Origin of the sequence: Rheinheimera metallidurans, from assembly GCF_036983985.1 — a bacterium.
Classification (GTDB): domain Bacteria; phylum Pseudomonadota; class Gammaproteobacteria; order Enterobacterales; family Alteromonadaceae; genus Alishewanella; species Alishewanella metallidurans.
Genome location: NZ_JALAHQ010000003.1, coordinates 306713 through 322488 on the forward strand (window position 1 = coordinate 306713; position 15776 = coordinate 322488).

The 15776-nt window shown below is 46.0% G+C and carries 15 protein-coding genes; 11 read left to right on the forward strand and 4 right to left on the reverse strand.

Annotated features, from left to right (window positions below; all coding sequences use genetic code 11):
* The first annotated feature begins 15 nt into the window (after window positions 1–15).
* The 9 genes from rnr (at window position 16) to MN199_RS10545 (ending at window position 8054) form a co-directional block, all read left to right on the forward strand.
* Window positions 16–2358 carry a ribonuclease R gene (gene rnr / locus MN199_RS10505; protein WP_335739383.1) on the forward strand — a complete coding sequence of 781 codons (2343 nt, stop codon included), beginning with the start codon at window positions 16–18 and terminating at the stop codon, window positions 2356–2358.
* A gap of 186 nt (window positions 2359–2544) precedes the next feature.
* Window positions 2545–3276, forward strand: a complete 732-nt coding sequence (rlmB, locus tag MN199_RS10510) for a 23S rRNA (guanosine(2251)-2'-O)-methyltransferase RlmB (protein WP_335739384.1) — start codon at window positions 2545–2547, stop codon at window positions 3274–3276.
* Window positions 3277–3434: 158 nt separating this feature from the next.
* Window positions 3435–3815 carry a 30S ribosomal protein S6 gene (gene rpsF / locus MN199_RS10515; RefSeq protein WP_132585090.1) on the forward strand — a complete coding sequence of 127 codons (381 nt, stop codon included), beginning with the start codon at window positions 3435–3437 and terminating at the stop codon, window positions 3813–3815.
* A 9-nt stretch (window positions 3816–3824) separates the two neighbouring features.
* Entirely contained in the window at window positions 3825–4130 is a 306-nt protein-coding gene (gene priB, locus MN199_RS10520; RefSeq protein ID WP_132585088.1) for a primosomal replication protein N, read from the forward strand.
* A gap of 11 nt (window positions 4131–4141) precedes the next feature.
* Complete coding sequence (rpsR, locus tag MN199_RS10525) at window positions 4142–4369, forward strand: 30S ribosomal protein S18 (RefSeq protein WP_008218940.1); 228 nt, start codon at window positions 4142–4144, stop codon at window positions 4367–4369.
* A gap of 18 nt (window positions 4370–4387) precedes the next feature.
* A complete protein-coding gene (gene rplI / locus MN199_RS10530) occupies window positions 4388–4840 on the forward strand; it encodes a 50S ribosomal protein L9 (protein ID WP_335739385.1) in 453 nt (150 codons plus the stop codon).
* Between the two features lie 154 nt (window positions 4841–4994).
* Window positions 4995–6377, forward strand: a complete 1383-nt coding sequence (gene dnaB / locus MN199_RS10535) for a replicative DNA helicase (protein WP_132585084.1) — start codon at window positions 4995–4997, stop codon at window positions 6375–6377.
* Window positions 6377–7465, forward strand: a complete 1089-nt coding sequence (gene alr / locus MN199_RS10540; RefSeq protein ID WP_132585082.1) for an alanine racemase — start codon at window positions 6377–6379, stop codon at window positions 7463–7465. The genes dnaB and alr overlap by 1 nt, the downstream gene beginning before the upstream one ends.
* 85 nt (window positions 7466–7550) lie before the next feature.
* Window positions 7551–8054 (forward strand): hypothetical protein, encoded by a 504-nt coding sequence (locus MN199_RS10545; RefSeq protein ID WP_335739386.1) that lies wholly within the window; start codon window positions 7551–7553, stop codon window positions 8052–8054.
* Between the two features lie 43 nt (window positions 8055–8097).
* Here the strand turns inward: MN199_RS10545 and MN199_RS10550 are convergent, their stop codons facing one another.
* The 3 genes from MN199_RS10550 to MN199_RS10560 all read right to left on the reverse strand — a co-directional run bounded on the left by MN199_RS10550 (window position 8098) and on the right by MN199_RS10560 (window position 9395).
* Entirely contained in the window at window positions 8098–8562 is a 465-nt protein-coding gene (locus tag MN199_RS10550) for a chemotaxis protein CheX (RefSeq protein WP_132585078.1), read from the reverse strand.
* 101 nt (window positions 8563–8663) lie between these two features.
* Window positions 8664–9098: a transcriptional repressor gene (locus MN199_RS10555; protein WP_335739387.1), complete on the reverse strand. Its 435-nt coding sequence runs from the start codon at window positions 9096–9098 to the stop codon at window positions 8664–8666.
* An 84-nt stretch (window positions 9099–9182) separates the two neighbouring features.
* Complete coding sequence (locus MN199_RS10560) at window positions 9183–9395, reverse strand: hypothetical protein (protein ID WP_335739388.1); 213 nt, start codon at window positions 9393–9395, stop codon at window positions 9183–9185.
* Window positions 9396–9584: 189 nt separating this feature from the next.
* On the opposite strand from MN199_RS10560, the gene tadA reads away from it, so the two are divergent.
* Window positions 9585–10070, forward strand: a complete 486-nt coding sequence (gene tadA, locus MN199_RS10565; protein WP_335739389.1) for a tRNA adenosine(34) deaminase TadA — start codon at window positions 9585–9587, stop codon at window positions 10068–10070.
* A gap of 190 nt (window positions 10071–10260) precedes the next feature.
* Here the strand turns inward: tadA and mltF are convergent, their stop codons facing one another.
* On the reverse strand, window positions 10261–11703 hold the full coding sequence (mltF, locus tag MN199_RS10570; RefSeq protein ID WP_335739390.1) for a membrane-bound lytic murein transglycosylase MltF: 1443 nt from the start codon (window positions 11701–11703) through the stop codon (window positions 10261–10263).
* A 152-nt stretch (window positions 11704–11855) separates the two neighbouring features.
* Here mltF and purL point away from each other — a divergent pair, with 152 nt between their 5' ends.
* Complete coding sequence (gene purL, locus MN199_RS10575; protein ID WP_335739391.1) at window positions 11856–15749, forward strand: phosphoribosylformylglycinamidine synthase; 3894 nt, start codon at window positions 11856–11858, stop codon at window positions 15747–15749.
* Window positions 15750–15776: the final 27 nt, after the last annotated feature.

Here is a 15776-nt window from a genome sequence, read left to right on the forward strand (position 1 = left end):
ATAAAAGACACTTTAATGACGGTAAATGATCCGCATCTTGCGCGTGAGCAGGAAAAATATGACAACCCTATCCCCAGCCGAGAATTTATTCTTGCGCATATCGAAAAACGCCAAAGCCCCGCTTATTTTGAAGAGCTAGTAACTGAGTTAGGGCTAACTGACGATGACGCGGTATTTGCGTTAAAAAAACGTCTGCGGGCAATGGAGCGTGACGGCCAGGTAATTTATACCAAAAACCGCCGTTACGGCTTAATTGATAATATGGATTTAGTAAAAGGCACTGTGCTTGGCCATCGTGAAGGTTTTGGCTTTTTAAAGCTTGAACAAGGCGGGCCTGATTGGTTTATACCTAATTTTGAAATGCAGCGTTTGCTGCACGGCGATCAGGTATTAGCCACGGCGCAAAGTATTAATAGTAAAGATAAAACCGAAGCGCGCATCGTGCGAGTAATCGCGCCGCGTAGCGAGCCAATAGTTGGCCGCTATTTTAAAGATTTTGCCTTAGGTGTCGTGGTGCCCGATGACCCACGTATTACCCAAGATATTGTGATACCAGATGGCGAACAAGGTGCAGCTAGGCATGGCCAAGTTGTATTAACCGAAATAACCCAGCGGCCATCAAAGCGAGTAAATGCAGTAGGTAAAGTGATTGAAGTGCTTGGCGAACATATGGCGCCGGGTATGGAAATTGAAATTGCCATTCGCAATCATCAAATACCACATGAGTTCCCTGAGTCTGTATTAAAGCAAGTCGCGAAATACGGCGAAGAAGTACCTGATTCAGCTAAAGCAGGCCGAGTAGATTTAACTAAGCTGGGTTTAATTACCATTGACGGTGAAGATGCCCGCGATTTTGATGACGCGGTATATGCTGAAGTTAAAGACAATGGCGGTTTTCGCTTATGGGTTGCTATTGCTGACGTGAGTGCATACGTGCAGCCAGAGACCCCGTTAGATAAAAATGCGTTAGAGCGCGGTAATTCTGTGTACTTTCCTGATCACGTCGTGCCAATGCTACCTGAAGCGTTATCCAACGGTTTGTGTTCGTTAAACCCACATACCGATCGTTTATGTTTAGTAGCTGATATGCACATTAGTGCCAACGGCAAACTCGATAGCTATCAGTTTTATGAGGCGGTGATGCATTCAAGTGCACGCTTAACCTACAACAAGGTGCATAAAATACTGCTGGGCGACCCGGAGTTACGTCAGCAGTACGACGCTAACCTAACTAATATTGAAGCGTTAAACCGCTTATACAAAACACTGGCTAAAGTGCGTGGACAGCGTGGTGCTCTGGAGTTTGAAACAGTCGAAACGCGATTTGTTTTTAACAGCCATCGTAAAATAGAACAAATTGTGCCGGTGCATCGGGTTGAGTCACACAAGATTATTGAAGAATGCATGATTATGGCCAACGTAGCCGCGGCGCGCTTTATTGAAAAGCATGACGCTCATACGCTGTTTCGTGTACACGAACGCCCCGATGCCGATCGCTTTGATAACTTCCGCCGCTTTTTAGCCGAGCTGGGTATTGAAGCTAATTTATCAAAAGAACCGACGCCGTTAGAGTTAACCGAAACTCTAGCAAAGCTAGGTGACCGCCCTGATCGTGAGTTAATTGAAACCACGATGCTGCGTTCAATGAAGCAAGCAGTATATCAAGGTGATAACCAAGGTCACTTTGGTTTAGCCCTTGAAGCTTATGCTCATTTTACATCGCCAATTCGTCGCTATCCAGATTTAGTGCTACATCGCGGTATCAAAGCTTTGTTAGCTAAGCAGGGACAACCCGTAACGGGCGCGCGAGCTTATACTGAAGCTGAAATTGCGCCACTGGGCGAGCAGTGTTCAATGACTGAACGCCGTGCGGATGACGCCACACGCGAAGTTGCTGATTGGCTAAAATGCGAATATATGCAAGATCATATTGGGTCTGAATTCGCAGGTGTAATAGCTACAGTGACGAGTTTCGGTTTATTTGTCCGGTTAACTGAGCTGTATATTGAAGGTTTAGTACATGTTACATCATTGCAAAACGACTATTACCACTTTGATGCTGAACGTCATACGTTAACGGGCGAACACGGCAAAGTGATTTATCGCATGGGTGACTTACTAAAAGTTAAGGTGGCTGCGGTTAACCTAGAAGCGCGTAAAATTGATTTAGTGCTTGTTGGTGAGCCAACGCGCGTTGTGAGTAAAGCCGATATTAAAGGTTCAAAGCAAGCCGCCTCGGGTAAAGCCGCTAAACGTGGCACCGGCAAAGCGCCAGTATCAGCTAAAGCGAGTGAGGCTAAACCCAAGGGTGCACGTAATATCACTGCGGGTAAAAAGCCACGGCGTAAGGCTAAGTAACTACACTATTGTCGACACGAATCAGTTTGCCCTAAGCCAACCGTTGACGGCATGGATGCCGGAAACGAGCCTATAGGGACATATTTACGGCGTGTTGGCGTGGGTAAATTGGTTCGTTAGTTCGCAAATTTCGCAATCTAAGGTAAACTGTCGGCCTTTTTTAAGTGTCGGCATTAAGGGTTAACAATGAGCGCAGATCTGGTATTTGGTATTCATGCGGTTGCCGCACTATTACAACGCGCACCGTTAGAGGTACTGGAATTGTTCGTGATGAAAGATCGCGACGATAAGCGTATGCAGCCATTAATTCAACAAGCTAGAGAAAATGGTGTATCAGTACAATTTTGCAACCGTAAAACCCTAGATGACATGGTTAGCGGCCAGCACCAAGGCGTGGTGGCAAAAGCTCGCTTGCAAAGCAGTGGCACTGAAAACGATTTAGCCGCTATAGTTGCCAGTACAGACAAGCCGTTTATTTTAATTCTTGACGGCGTAACCGACCCGCATAACTTAGGCGCTATTTTACGTAGCGCTGATGCTGCCGGTGTGCATGCTGTCGTATCACCGAAAGATCGTTCAGCAAAACTTACTGCCGCAGTGCGCAAAGTAGCCTGTGGTGCTGCCGAAAGTGTACCTTTTATTACCGTTACTAACTTAGCTCGCACTATGCGTGAGCTACAAGAGGCGGGTTTATGGATAGTAGGCACCGCTGGCGAGACAGAAACCCTAGTTTACGACGCGGATTTAAAAGGCCCATTAGCCATAGTGCTTGGTGCTGAAGGTGAAGGCCTGCGCCGTTTAACGCGTGAAACCTGCGACGCCCTGGTAAAAATTCCAATGTTTGGCGCCGTATCTAGTTTAAACGTCTCAGTTGCCGCTGGCATTTGTATGTTTGAAGCAGTGCGCCAACGCGCTTAACCCTTGTTAAGAATACCTTCGTATAACCACAGATACTGCTTGTTATTTACGCGCTAAGTCCGTAGTATATGCGACCTTCGGCCATACACTAACGTTCCTTGCCTCTATGAGAACCCCGGCCGAGTTCCCCCGAGGCTTACTAACCGTAAGGAGCTACAATGCGTCATTACGAAATCGTTTTTATGGTTCACCCTGATCAGAGTGAACAAGTACCTGGCATGATCGAGCGCTACACTGGCGCGATCAAAGAAGCGGGTGGTTCTATTCACCGTCTGGAAGACTGGGGCCGTCGTCAATTGGCATACCCAATCCAGAAGTTGCATAAAGCTCACTATGTTCTGATGAACGTAGAAGCACCACAAACTGTGATTGATGAGCTGGAAACTAACTTCCGCTTCAACGACGCTGTTTTACGTAATCTGATTATGCGCACTGACAGTGCCGTAGTTGAGCCATCACCAATGGCGAAGGTACGTGATGAACGTCGTGAGCGTGCTCCTCGTGAAAACGAAGAAGAGCAAGTATCAAACGAAGAGTAAGTTGCGTTAATGGACAATTGCACCGTACTGGTTGGCAGTATTTGCCGTCAGCCCGAACATAGCGAAAGTCCCGCGGGCATACCGCATACCGTTCTGGTGTTAGAACACCGCAGTAATCAGATGGAAGCTGGCCTAAACCGTCAAGTTTACGTCAGAATACAGGTGGTAATTACCGGAGCTGCATTAACACAACATACCCGACATTTAACGTTGGGCAACATGGTCAAGGTTACTGGTTTTTTAAATCGTCACCAAAGCCGCAGTGGACAAGCTAAGCTGGTACTGCATGCTCAACAATTTGAACAAATAAGTTAGGAGACAGACAAATGTCACGTTTTTTCCGTCGCCGTAAATTCTGCCGTTTTTCTGCAGAAGGCACTGTAGAGATTGATTACAAAGATACCGCTGTTCTGAAAAACTATGTTACAGAAAGCGGCAAGATCGTACCTAGCCGTATTACTGGCACCAGCGCTAAGTATCAGCGCCAACTGGCTCGCGCTATTAAACGCGCTCGCTACCTGGCTCTGCTGCCTTACAGCGACTCACACAGTTAATACAGAAGGGATAAAGCAATGCAAATTATTCTGTTAGACAAAGTCTCAAACCTTGGTGGTTTAGGTGACAATGTAACTGTTAAGTCAGGTTATGCTCGTAACTTCTTATTCCCACAGGGTAAAGCAGTTCCAGCTACCAAGGCTAACGTAGAAAAGTTCGAAGCACGCCGCGCTGAATTAGAAGCTAAATTAGCAACTGACTTAGCTGCCTGTAACGATAAAGCTGCTAAAATTGCTGCGCTGGGTGAAGTGACTATCGCTTCTAAAGCTGGCGACGAAGGTAAGCTGTTCGGTTCAGTTGGCACACGTGATATCGCTGATGCGATCACTGAAGCTGGCGTTAAAGTATCAAAAGCTCAAATTAAGTTACCACACGGTACTTTACGTGAAACTGGCGAGTTTGATATCGACGTTCAGTTACACGCAGAAGTTATCGCAACTGTTAAAGTTGTGATAATCGCTGAAGCTTAATGCTATTTAAGCGCACTGGTAATTCGGTGCGCTTTCCTCTTGTTTGTTGCCCGCTGTTATTTCCACTACCCACTAAAAAAATCTCTGACTTTGCTTTGTGATCTGCCGTTGGCGGGTTAGCATTATATTGTTTTCGTTAACTGAAACAGGTGTTATGAGCAGTAATAAAGATAAGCAGGTTGCTGCGGTTAAAATGCCGCCACATTCTATTGAAGCTGAGCAGTCAGTGCTTGGCGGTTTAATGCTAGATAATGATGCTTGGGATCGTGTCGCCGAAAAAGTGGTAGAACAAGATTTTTATTTACGCGCTCACCGATTTATTTTTTCTGCAATGTCGCGCTTAGCTGAAGCTACACAGCCTATTGATATTATTACGGTATCTGAAAATTTAGAGGCAAACCTACAGCTCGACGATGTCGGTGGCTTTGCCTACTTGGGCGAAATTGCGAAAAATACACCCAGTGCTGCCAATATTTTGGCCTATGCCGAAATTGTGCGCGAACGCGCTGTAGTACGCGATATGATTTCAGTGGCGCATGATATTGCCGATGCGGGTTACGATACCCAAGGCCGCACCTCAGCTGAGCTGTTAGATTTCGCTGAAACTAAAGTATTTAAAATCGCGGAGCAACGCACTAATGCTAATGAAGGTCCCGAGCCAATTAATAGCATACTGGCGAAAACCATTGAAAAAATTGACGAGCTATTTCGCTCGCCACACGATGGCGTCACCGGCGTTTCTACCGGCTATACCGATTTAGATAAAATGACCCATGGTATGCAACCATCGGATTTAATTATTGTTGCTGCCCGCCCATCGATGGGTAAAACCACTTTTGCTATGAATCTGTGTGAACACGCAGCTATTACTAGCGACAAACCGGTATTAATTTTCAGCCTAGAAATGCCGGCAGAACAAATAATGATGCGTATGCTGGCCTCGCTGGGTCGTATTGACCAAACCAAGGTGCGTACTGGCCAGTTACAAGATGAAGACTGGGCAAGATTATCTTCAGCTATTGAGCTATTGAATACCAAAGGCAAAATGTACATTGATGATGGCTCAGGGCTAACGCCAACGGAAGTGCGCTCACGAGCCAGAAGGGTCGCGCGTGAGCATGGCGGCCTAAGTATGATTATGGTCGACTATTTACAGTTAATGACAGTGCCGGGTATGGGCGATAACCGTACGTTAGAAATTGCTGAAATTTCGCGCTCATTAAAGGCATTAGCCAAAGAATTAAAGGTGCCAGTAGTGGCGCTGTCGCAGTTAAATCGTTCACTAGAACAACGTGCTGATAAGCGACCAATAAACTCAGACTTACGTGAGTCGGGTTCTATTGAGCAAGACGCCGACTTAATTATGTTTATTTATCGGGATGAAGTGTACAACGAAGATAGCGCAGATAAAGGCACGGCTGAAGTTATTATTGGCAAGCAGCGAAACGGGCCAATAGGCCGCGTGCGCTTAACCTTCCACGGTCGTTACTCGCGCTTTGACAATTACGCCGGCAGCGCTCGGTTTGAGGATGATTAATGCAAAGCCGTCGCCCCCAAGCCATTATTGATCTTAGTGCGTTAAACCATAACTTTACTCGTGTTAAGCAGTTAGCGCCAAATAGTAAAGTGCTTGCTGTACTTAAAGCTAATGCTTATGGTCACGGTATGCTGCCGGTAGCTCAGGCATTAAAGCAGGCTGATGCTATAGGGGTGGCGCGGCTTGATGAAGCCTTAGCGCTGCGCGCTGGCGGTATTGCAAAACCTATAGTGTTACTTGAAGGCTTTTTTCATGCGGATGAGTTAGAGCAAGTGGTTGCATCTAACTTGCAGTTAGTCATTCATTATCGCGAACAGGCAGAAGCTTTACTTGATGCAAAGTTAGATGCTCCGGTACGGGTCTGGCTAAAAGTTGATTCAGGTATGCATCGCTTAGGTATATACCCTGACGAATTTAACGCGTTATACCAACGTTTAAGCCAAAGTGATAATGTGCAAGGGCCGCTTAGATTAATGAGTCATTTTGCCAGCTCAGATGAACTGCATAACCCAGCGACACTAGCCCAGTTACAGCTATTTCAACAGATTACGCAACACGCTGTAGGTGAACACTCATTAGCAAACTCTGCGGCAGTGTTAAATTGGCCACAAAGCCACGCCGATTGGATAAGACCGGGGTTAATGCTGTATGGCGTGTCACCCGTGTCAAATAACACGGGGGCTGAGTTAGGTTTAAAGCCTGCAATGACGTTAGCCAGTAGTGTTATCGCTGTGCGCGAGGTTAAGGCCGGCGATGCCGTGGGTTATGGTGGCAGCTGGATAGCGGCGCATAATACCCGTTTGGCAGTCGTGGCGATGGGCTATGGCGATGGCTACCCACGCGGCGCGGGTAACAATGCTGATGTGCTAATACGTGGTAAACGAATGCCGATTGTCGGCCGCGTGTCTATGGATATGATTACGGTTGATATAGGCGCTGAGCCTGTTGCTGTCGGCGACAGTGTTGTGTTGTGGGGTGAAGGTTTGCCGGTAGAACAACTGGCGCACTGTGTTGATACTATTGCCTACGAGCTATTGTGCAATATCACCAGCCGAGTACAGTTTAGTTACAAAGATACCGCTAATTAACCCAAAATAGATTTGGCATAGTTCCTGCTGTATTCGTGGAGAGTTAAAAATCACGATTATTAGCCCGTATAGCAGGAGCATACTAATGACAGTGTCCGGATTGTCTTTTAATAATCTTCAATTGCAATACCAAGCCTTAAAATTAGACGATGCAAGCTTGCAACGGCAAAATGTTGCCGATCAGGTGGCCGCACCTGCAACACTAAAGCATGCTGAGCCAAAACAACCTAAGCCAAATGTTAACAATGAAAACCAGTCAGCTTTTTTAGCGCAGTTAATGGAACAAATGCTAGCTAACCGTATTGGTTTAGATAAGCAAAAGTACGATGAGATTACGAAAAAAATTGAAGAGACACAGCAACAAATAGACACGCTGTCTGAACAGCCAGCAAGCCCAGCTAAAGATAAGCAGCTATCTATTTTGGAACAGAAGTTAGAGCAGCTTAACGATGCGTTAGAAAGCTTAGTCGAGCAAGCCAACCGCAATCGAGAACAAAAAGAGCGCACTGAATTAGCGGCGAAAGATCTGCTAGAGCAATATCACTCGCCAGCCGCAGCGCAAAGAGTGAAAAATAGTTTTTTTGTTTGAGTGGGTATTACGCTGCTAGTATCAGCAGCGATAACCCGTGATATTACTTATCAAAGCTCACTTCAATGTGTACCTTGCCAAAATCAGAATCAAATGGCATTAGAATTTTAGCACCTTCTGATTTGTGCGAAATAGTATGGCCTTTACCCGATACTACTACAGGTGTAGCCATGGTGAAGTCATAACCTTTTTCACCCAAAATACGTTTGGCACCACCAGTAACCATATTGGTAATTTCGCCAACCATATCAGTAACATCGGCGGTGATACCTTTGGGGCGTTCGCCAAGCATACGAAACATAAGTTCTACTGCTAATGACTCTTCAAAGGTAATAGAAAACGAACCTTTGGTTTGCGGGCTTACCATGCCGATTAAGCCAGACACATCACCGCGCGCCAACTCATCTTTTTTAATGCGTGGTTGGCCTGGTGTAATAGTGGTATTAGCCATGGTGCTTAACACATTAACTAATGACGATAAAAACGGGTTTATAAATTCAACATTCATGTTAACGCCTATCAGAATACGGGAACAGGATTACGGCTTGCTTAAGATTAGAAACCTTTTGCTGAATTAACAAGCCACAACCTTGATATAGATAAGTTTTATTAGGCCTGGCAGGTTTTGCATAAACCATTAGCTTCTATGGTTTGATGCTTAATGACAAAACCTTGCGCAACTGCCTGGCGATTAAATTCTTCTTGTAACACATCTGAATGCAGCTCTGTTACGTTGCCGCATTGATCACAGATCAGTAATTGTGCTGGGTGATGCTGATCAAAATGATGGCATAACAAGAACGCGTTGCTGGATTCAATTTTATGAATAAAACCTTGCTCGGTTAAAAACTCTAATGCTCTATATACCGTAGCCGGTTTAGCTCCGGGTTCGGTTTGTTTTAACTGCTCAAGTAACTCATAGGCGCCAATGCCACCGTTAAGATTAGCTAGCAGGCGAAACACCTTTTCTCTAATTGAAGTAAAGCGAGCGCCGTTTTTTTCGCATAGCGTGCGAGCGCGATTAACCAGAGTTTCCGTCGACATTGTTAGCTCCTGTCAGCAGTTCTTCGCAGTGTATCATATTGCGCGTGAACTGCCACGCTGTCAGGAGCGGTTAAAGCACTTCGCTTAAAGCCGATTTATTTGATCTTTTAGTTGATACGACTTATCGGTAACAATGCTTTCCAGCGTGGCAACGCGCTGTTTAAGCCGCTCTTGCTCGGCTTTAATTTCATCTAGCTGCACTGAGTCAGCTTTGTCTTTATTACTGTTATGCACTTTATACGCTGACAGTGCGATACCGCCAATAATAGCGATAGCAGCAATTTCAAAGGGTCCCATAGTATTCTCCGTTTTATTTATTTACATATTACGAGGCAACATCAGTGCCAATATGTAAAATTGATAAATATCAACAACATAAAAAATATTGGCGAATGCTTTTTTTATAATGAAACTAAAATTTAGCAATTTTAACCAGAATATAGTGGTAAACTTGGCCGCAATTCTAGTATTTAATTGTAAGCCATTATGACTGACGAAGACTGGATGCAATATGCGATTAGTTTGGCAGAAAAAGCACAGCAGCAAGGCGAAGTACCCGTTGGCGCCGTTTTAGTAAAAGACGGTAAACTGTTAGCCGAAGGCTGGAACCAGATGATCAGCCTACACGACCCGTCGGCGCATGCGGAAATGCAAGCAATACGCGCAGCTGCTGCAGCAGAACATAATTATCGTCTGGCCGACTGCACACTGTATGTGACGCTTGAACCCTGCTGTATGTGCGCCGGTGTAATGGTACATAGCCGAGTAAAACGTTTAGTATTTGGTGCTAGTGATGCTAAAACGGGAGCTGCAGGCTCAGTGCTAAATGTGGTGCAGCAGCATCAGTTTAATCATCAGTTAGTGGTTGAAGCTGGAGTGTTGGCTGAGGAGTGTGGTGCGCAATTATCTAACTTTTTTCGCCAGCGCAGAGCCGAACAAAAAAAGCTTAAGCAGTCTCGTTCGGCGAACTAACACAACCAACATAATGGCGCCGCCGTTGGTGTAGTTTGTTTACTGCTACATTGCGTTTAATACGCCTACGGCACGCTACCATATCGAGTAAACGCCGACGTTTGGTTTTAATTTTTGGTTTTTTTCGTTGTAACATACCGACCTCATTAATGCGTTTCGATCAGTACTATGGGTGCTTTTGTCGCAAGATTCAATAGGGCACCTTGTTGTTGAGCTCACTGGGTTCTGGCAATACTTGTTCACTACTTTGTTCGCTTAATCTTTGTTTTTGCAGTTCTAAACGCTGTTCTGCTTGTTGGCGTTCATCAACCCACAGCAGGGTGTCATAGTAACGCCGAATATTATCAACATAGTTTACCGCTTCATCGCCGCGCGCATAGCCATATTTAGTGGTTTGATATACACTTTTTTGTCTTAGCAAGGGTAGGCGTTGTTTTACGTCTAACCATTTATCTGGATCTGCTTTTTCGCGCTGCGTTAGTTTGCGCGCATCTTCAACGTGGCCCCAGCCTATGTTGTACGATGCTAGAGCAAACCATAAGCGATCGGGCATCGCAATACGTTCTGGTATACGGGTAAAAAGGCGATGCAAGTAACGGCTACCGCCACGAATATTTTGTTGTGCGTCTAAGCGGCTAGTAACGCCCATTTGTTGTGCTGTAGGTAAGGTTAGCATCATTAAACCTCTTACGCCGGTTGGGCTTCTTGCCTGCGGGTTCCAATGTGATTCTTGATAGCTTAACGCCGCCAGTAAACGCCAATCTAGTTCCCCCGCGTATTGTAAAAACCAGGGCTTTAATGGTGGTAAGGTTTGCTCTATGGCATCAATAAACGCGAGAGTGTCAACATAATCGAATAGCTGCACATGGCCAAAATAACGGTCTTCTAAGGCGATGAGTTCACCACCTTGATACATAGCGCCAAAAAACTCGATAAGTACTGCGTATAGCGAGTCATCGTCGTTATTAGCAAGTAGCCAGCTAACCGGTAAGTTATCGCGTACGGTAAAGGCAATGCTTAAGTTTGGATAAAATCGCCGGTTCAATGCCAGTTGGTTTGAATCAGTTACGGTATAAGCTATTTTACCGTCGACAACCTGTTGTAATATTTCTTCTGCATCTAATTCTGGATGCTGCTGCCAGTTAAGTGCGGGATGGTCTAAGCTAAGTTGCTGCAAGGTTTCAACATGACTACTGTCTTTTACTACCACGATAGCATCAGTTAAATCATCTAATGAACGTGGCCAGGCATTGCCTTGTTTAAACACTAATACTTCGTTAACCCAGCGATAGGCAGGCGAAGCGCGATACTTGTCTTTGCGCATTTCGGTTAGAGTTAGCCCACCCGCAATAAAGTCGACTTGGCCGCTATCCAGCTTTTGTAGTAACTCTTCTAGATAATAACTGGGAAATATTTCTAATTTGACACCGAGTTTGTCCGCTAGCGCTTGGCTAAGTTCTAGCTCAAATCCGGTGGGTCCATCCACGCCAACATAGTAGCTAGTCGGGCCATGTAGTACACCAACTTTTAAGCTATTCTTTTGATATATATTGAAAAGTTGGCTTTGCTGTGGTTCGGGGCTACAGCCAGTAAGCCAGATTAATATCAGTATTAAGAAGCCACTTTTGCGCATGCAGTTACACTCTTTACTACGTTGTCCGAGCTGTTATAGCAAACTTCTGTTGTAACGTCAGCGTTTACTCATACCACTTCGGTAGAAATTTCTTTATAATGGCGCGCCTGTTTTAGGTTCCATCGTCGTTCAACCCACGGGAAAAAAAGCCTATGTTGATCCTGCGTGGTGCGCCAGCACTGTCCGATTTCAGAATTCAGAAGTTACTCGACCAATGTGTCCAAAGTGGCTTAGCTATCAGTAATATTTATGCTGAGTTTATGCACTTTGCTGATGTAAGCAGCGCATTGACTGATGCCCAGCAACAAACGCTGGATAAATTACTGACTTACGGTCCCGCTACTGCCAGCCATGAACCCCATGGCCAGCTGCTGCTCGTAACACCACGACCAGGCACTATTTCGCCTTGGTCATCTAAAGCATCAGATATTGCCCATAACTGTGGCCTGACGCAGGTGTCTCGCTTAGAGCGGGGTATAGCATACTATATTCAAAGCAATGCCGCACTTAGTGCACCGCAGTTGCAGCAAGTTGCTGCGTTGTTGCACGACCGTATGATGGAAGCGGTGTTTACCGATATGGTGCAAGCTAAAGCTTTGTTTAGCAAGGCCGAACCAGCAGCCTTAAGCTCGGTTGATATTACGCAAGGTGGCCGTGCAGCGTTAGAAACCGCCAACACTGAAATGGGTCTTGCCTTAGCAGATGATGAAATTGATTATCTATATCAGAATTTCACTGCTTTGGGGCGTAACCCGAATGACGTTGAGCTGTATATGTTTGCCCAAGCAAACTCAGAGCACTGTCGTCACAAAATTTTCAACGCCGATTGGACTATCGACGGTGTAGAACAGCCCAAATCGCTGTTTAAAATGATTAAAAACACCTTTGAGCAAACACCAGACTATGTGTTATCAGCATATAAAGATAATGCAGCGGTAATGGAAGGCTCAGTAGCAGGGCGTTTCTTTGCCCAGCCTGGCAATAATACTTATCAGTATCATCATGAAGATATTCATGTGTTAATGAAAGTTGAAACCCATAACCACCCAACCGCGATTTCACCTTACCCAGGTGCGGCTACGGGTGCTGGTGGTGAAATTCGCGATGAAGGCGCGACCGGCATTGGTTCAAAACCCAAAGCAGGCTTAGTTGGCTTTTCCGTTTCTAACTTGCGTATTCCTAGCTTTGAACAGCCATGGGAAACCGATTTCGGCAAGCCAAACCGTATCGTATCGGCGCTGGATATTATGCTAGAGGGCCCCTTGGGTGGCGCGGCTTTTAATAACGAATTTGGTCGTCCAGCCATTAACGGTTATTTTCGTACATACGAAGAAAAAGTACCCAGCCATAATGGCGAAGAAGTTCGCGGTTACCATAAACCTATTATGTTAGCTGGTGGCTTGGGTAATATTCGTGCTGAACACGTACAAAAAGGTGAGCTAACCGTTGGCTGTAAACTAGTTGTACTAGGCGGCCCGGCGATGAATATTGGCTTAGGTGGTAGTGCGGCTTCGTCTATGGCATCGGGGCAGTCGGCAGAAGATTTAGACTTTGCCTCAGTGCAGCGTGAAAACCCAGAAATTGAACGACGCTGCCAAGAAGTTATTGACCGTTGCTGGCAGTTAGGTGCTGATAACCCTATCGTGTTTTTACATGACGTGGGTGCCGGTGGTTTATCAAATGCGTTTCCTGAACTAGTCAATGATGGTGGCGTGGGCGGTAAGTTTGAACTGCGTAACGTGCCTAACGACGAACCGGGAATGTCGCCACTGCAGATTTGGTGTAACGAGTCGCAAGAGCGCTATGTTATGGCAATACCGGCAGATAAAATGTCGGTATTTGAAAAAATATGCCAGCGCGAGCGCGCACCTTTTGCCGTAGTTGGCGAAGCCACTGCCGAGCGGCATTTAACCCTAACCGATACGCACTTTGGTACTACACCAATTGATTTACCGCTAAACGTATTATTAGGCAAAGCGCCAAAAATGCATCGCGACGTGCAAAGTAAGCAAGCCGCAGGTAAAGCGTTAGATTTAAGCGGTGTAACCATAAAAGATGCGGTAGAGCGCTTGTTGCGTTTACCCACTATTGCTGAAAAAACCTTCTTAGTTACTATTGGCGATCGCAGTGTTACGGGTTTAGTTGCCCGTGATCAAATGGTTGGCCCATGGCAAATACCCGTAGCTAACTGTGGTGTTACCGCAGCTAGCTACGACACCTACCATGGTGAAGCTATGGCTATGGGCGAACGTACGCCTGTGGCTCTGCTTGATTTTGCTGCATCGGCGCGTCTTGCCGTAGCTGAAGCAATTACCAACATTGCGGCTACTGATATCGGTAGTTTAAAGCGAGTGAAGCTATCAGCAAACTGGATGGCCGCAGCAGGGCACCCAGGTGAAGACGCGGGCTTGTACGCTGCAGTAAAAGCCATTGGTGAAGAGTTATGCCCAGCACTGGAAGTCACTATTCCAGTAGGTAAAGACTCTATGTCAATGAAAACGCAATGGCAGCAAGATGGTGAAGACAAAACCGTTACCTCACCGCTGTCGTTAGTGATTACCGCTTTTGCCCGTATAGAAGATATTCGTAACACGGTTACACCGCAGCTGCGCACTGACAAAGGCGATACCAGCTTACTGTTAATTGACTTAGGTCAAGGGCAGAATCGGTTAGGCGCATCGTGTTTAGCGCAAGTTTATAAACAATTGGGCCAAACACCGGTTGATTTAGACAGCCCAGAGTTATTAATTAACTTCTTTAATGCGGTGCAACAGTTAACGCGTGAGCAAAAACTACTGGCCTACCATGACCGTTCAGACGGTGGTTTATTTGTTACCTTAGCTGAAATGGCCTTTGCCGGTAAAGCCGGCTTTAATGTTGATATTAGCGCCTTAGGTGCTGACGACATGGCGGTGTTGTTTAGTGAAGAAGTGGGCGCCGTTATTCAAGTTAGCAACAGCGAGCTGGATTACGTTAAGCAAGTATTTTCCCAGCATAACTTAGCTAATAGCAGCCATGTTATTGGCAGTGTAAATACCAGTGATGATTTAGTGTTTAGCCGTGGCGGCACGTCAGTGTTGCAAGATAGCCGCACGCGTTTGCGCTGTATTTGGGCAGAAACCACGTACCAAATGCAAGCACTGCGTGATAACCCCGAAGGTGCTAAACAAGAGTTTGCCGCTAAAGCTGACATGGCAGATCCAGGCTTAAACGTAAAACTAAGCTTCGATTTAAACGAAGACGTTGCGGCACCGTTTATTCTTAAAGGCGCGCAGCCGCAAATAGCCGTGTTACGTGAGCAGGGCGTTAACTCGCACGTTGAAATGGCGGCGGCATTTAACCGCGCCGGCTTTAGTGCGGTTGACGTACATATGAGCGATATTTTATCTGGCCGCGTTAAATTAGCCGATTTTAATGGTTTGGTCGCTTGTGGTGGCTTCTCATACGGTGACGTATTAGGTGCCGGTGAAGGTTGGGCTAAGTCGATATTGTTTAATGATATGGCGCGCCAACAGTTTGCTGACTTCTTTTTACGTGATAGCACCTTTTCGTTAGGGGTGTGTAACGGTTGCCAGATGATGTCAAACTTAAAGAGCCTGATCCCAGGTGCTGAGTTGTGGCCACGTTTTGTTACTAATAAGTCAGAGCGTTTTGAAGCACGCTTTAGTTTAGTTGAAATTCAGCAAAGCCCATCAGTGTTATTCGCTGGCATGGCCGGCTCACGTATGCCAATTGCCGTATCGCACGGTGAAGGTCATGCTGAGTTTGCTAATAATGAAGCTTTTGCTAAGGCCAACCACAGCGGCACAGTAGCAATGCGTTTTGTTGATCATTACGGTAAAGTTACCGAGCAATATCCGCAGAACCCGAACGGTTCAGCGGCGGGTATTACCGCGCTTACTACAACTGATGGTCGCGTAACTATTATGATGCCACACCCTGAACGGGTATTCCGTGCAGTAGCTAACTCGTGGCAGCCAGATGGCTGGCAAGAAGATAGCCCATGGATGCGCATGTTCCGCAACGCCCGTGTTTGGCTAGGCTAAACCAATAACGAAAAACCCTGCTACGGC

Bases quoted from the DNA above. Each gene is read 5' to 3' on its own strand.
- MN199_RS10560 (WP_335739388.1), bottom strand. From the start codon at position 9,395: ATGGGACCCTTTGAAATTGCTGCTATCGCTATTATTGGCGGTATCGCA.
- rpsR (WP_008218940.1), top strand. From the start codon at position 4,142: ATGTCACGTTTTTTCCGTCGCCGTAAATTCTGCCGTTTTTCTGCAGAA.
- rpsF (WP_132585090.1), top strand. From the start codon at position 3,435: ATGCGTCATTACGAAATCGTTTTTATGGTTCACCCTGATCAGAGTGAA.
- dnaB (WP_132585084.1), top strand. From the start codon at position 4,995: ATGAGCAGTAATAAAGATAAGCAGGTTGCTGCGGTTAAAATGCCGCCA.
- mltF (WP_335739390.1), bottom strand. From the start codon at position 11,703: ATGCGCAAAAGTGGCTTCTTAATACTGATATTAATCTGGCTTACTGGC.
- alr (WP_132585082.1), top strand. From the start codon at position 6,377: ATGCAAAGCCGTCGCCCCCAAGCCATTATTGATCTTAGTGCGTTAAAC.
- rnr (WP_335739383.1), top strand. From the start codon at position 16: ATGACGGTAAATGATCCGCATCTTGCGCGTGAGCAGGAAAAATATGAC.
- priB (WP_132585088.1), top strand. From the start codon at position 3,825: ATGGACAATTGCACCGTACTGGTTGGCAGTATTTGCCGTCAGCCCGAA.
- MN199_RS10545 (WP_335739386.1), top strand. From the start codon at position 7,551: ATGACAGTGTCCGGATTGTCTTTTAATAATCTTCAATTGCAATACCAA.
- MN199_RS10555 (WP_335739387.1), bottom strand. From the start codon at position 9,098: ATGTCGACGGAAACTCTGGTTAATCGCGCTCGCACGCTATGCGAAAAA.
- purL (WP_335739391.1), top strand. From the start codon at position 11,856: ATGTTGATCCTGCGTGGTGCGCCAGCACTGTCCGATTTCAGAATTCAG.
- rlmB (WP_335739384.1), top strand. From the start codon at position 2,545: ATGAGCGCAGATCTGGTATTTGGTATTCATGCGGTTGCCGCACTATTA.
- tadA (WP_335739389.1), top strand. From the start codon at position 9,585: ATGACTGACGAAGACTGGATGCAATATGCGATTAGTTTGGCAGAAAAA.
- MN199_RS10550 (WP_132585078.1), bottom strand. From the start codon at position 8,562: ATGAATGTTGAATTTATAAACCCGTTTTTATCGTCATTAGTTAATGTG.
- rplI (WP_335739385.1), top strand. From the start codon at position 4,388: ATGCAAATTATTCTGTTAGACAAAGTCTCAAACCTTGGTGGTTTAGGT.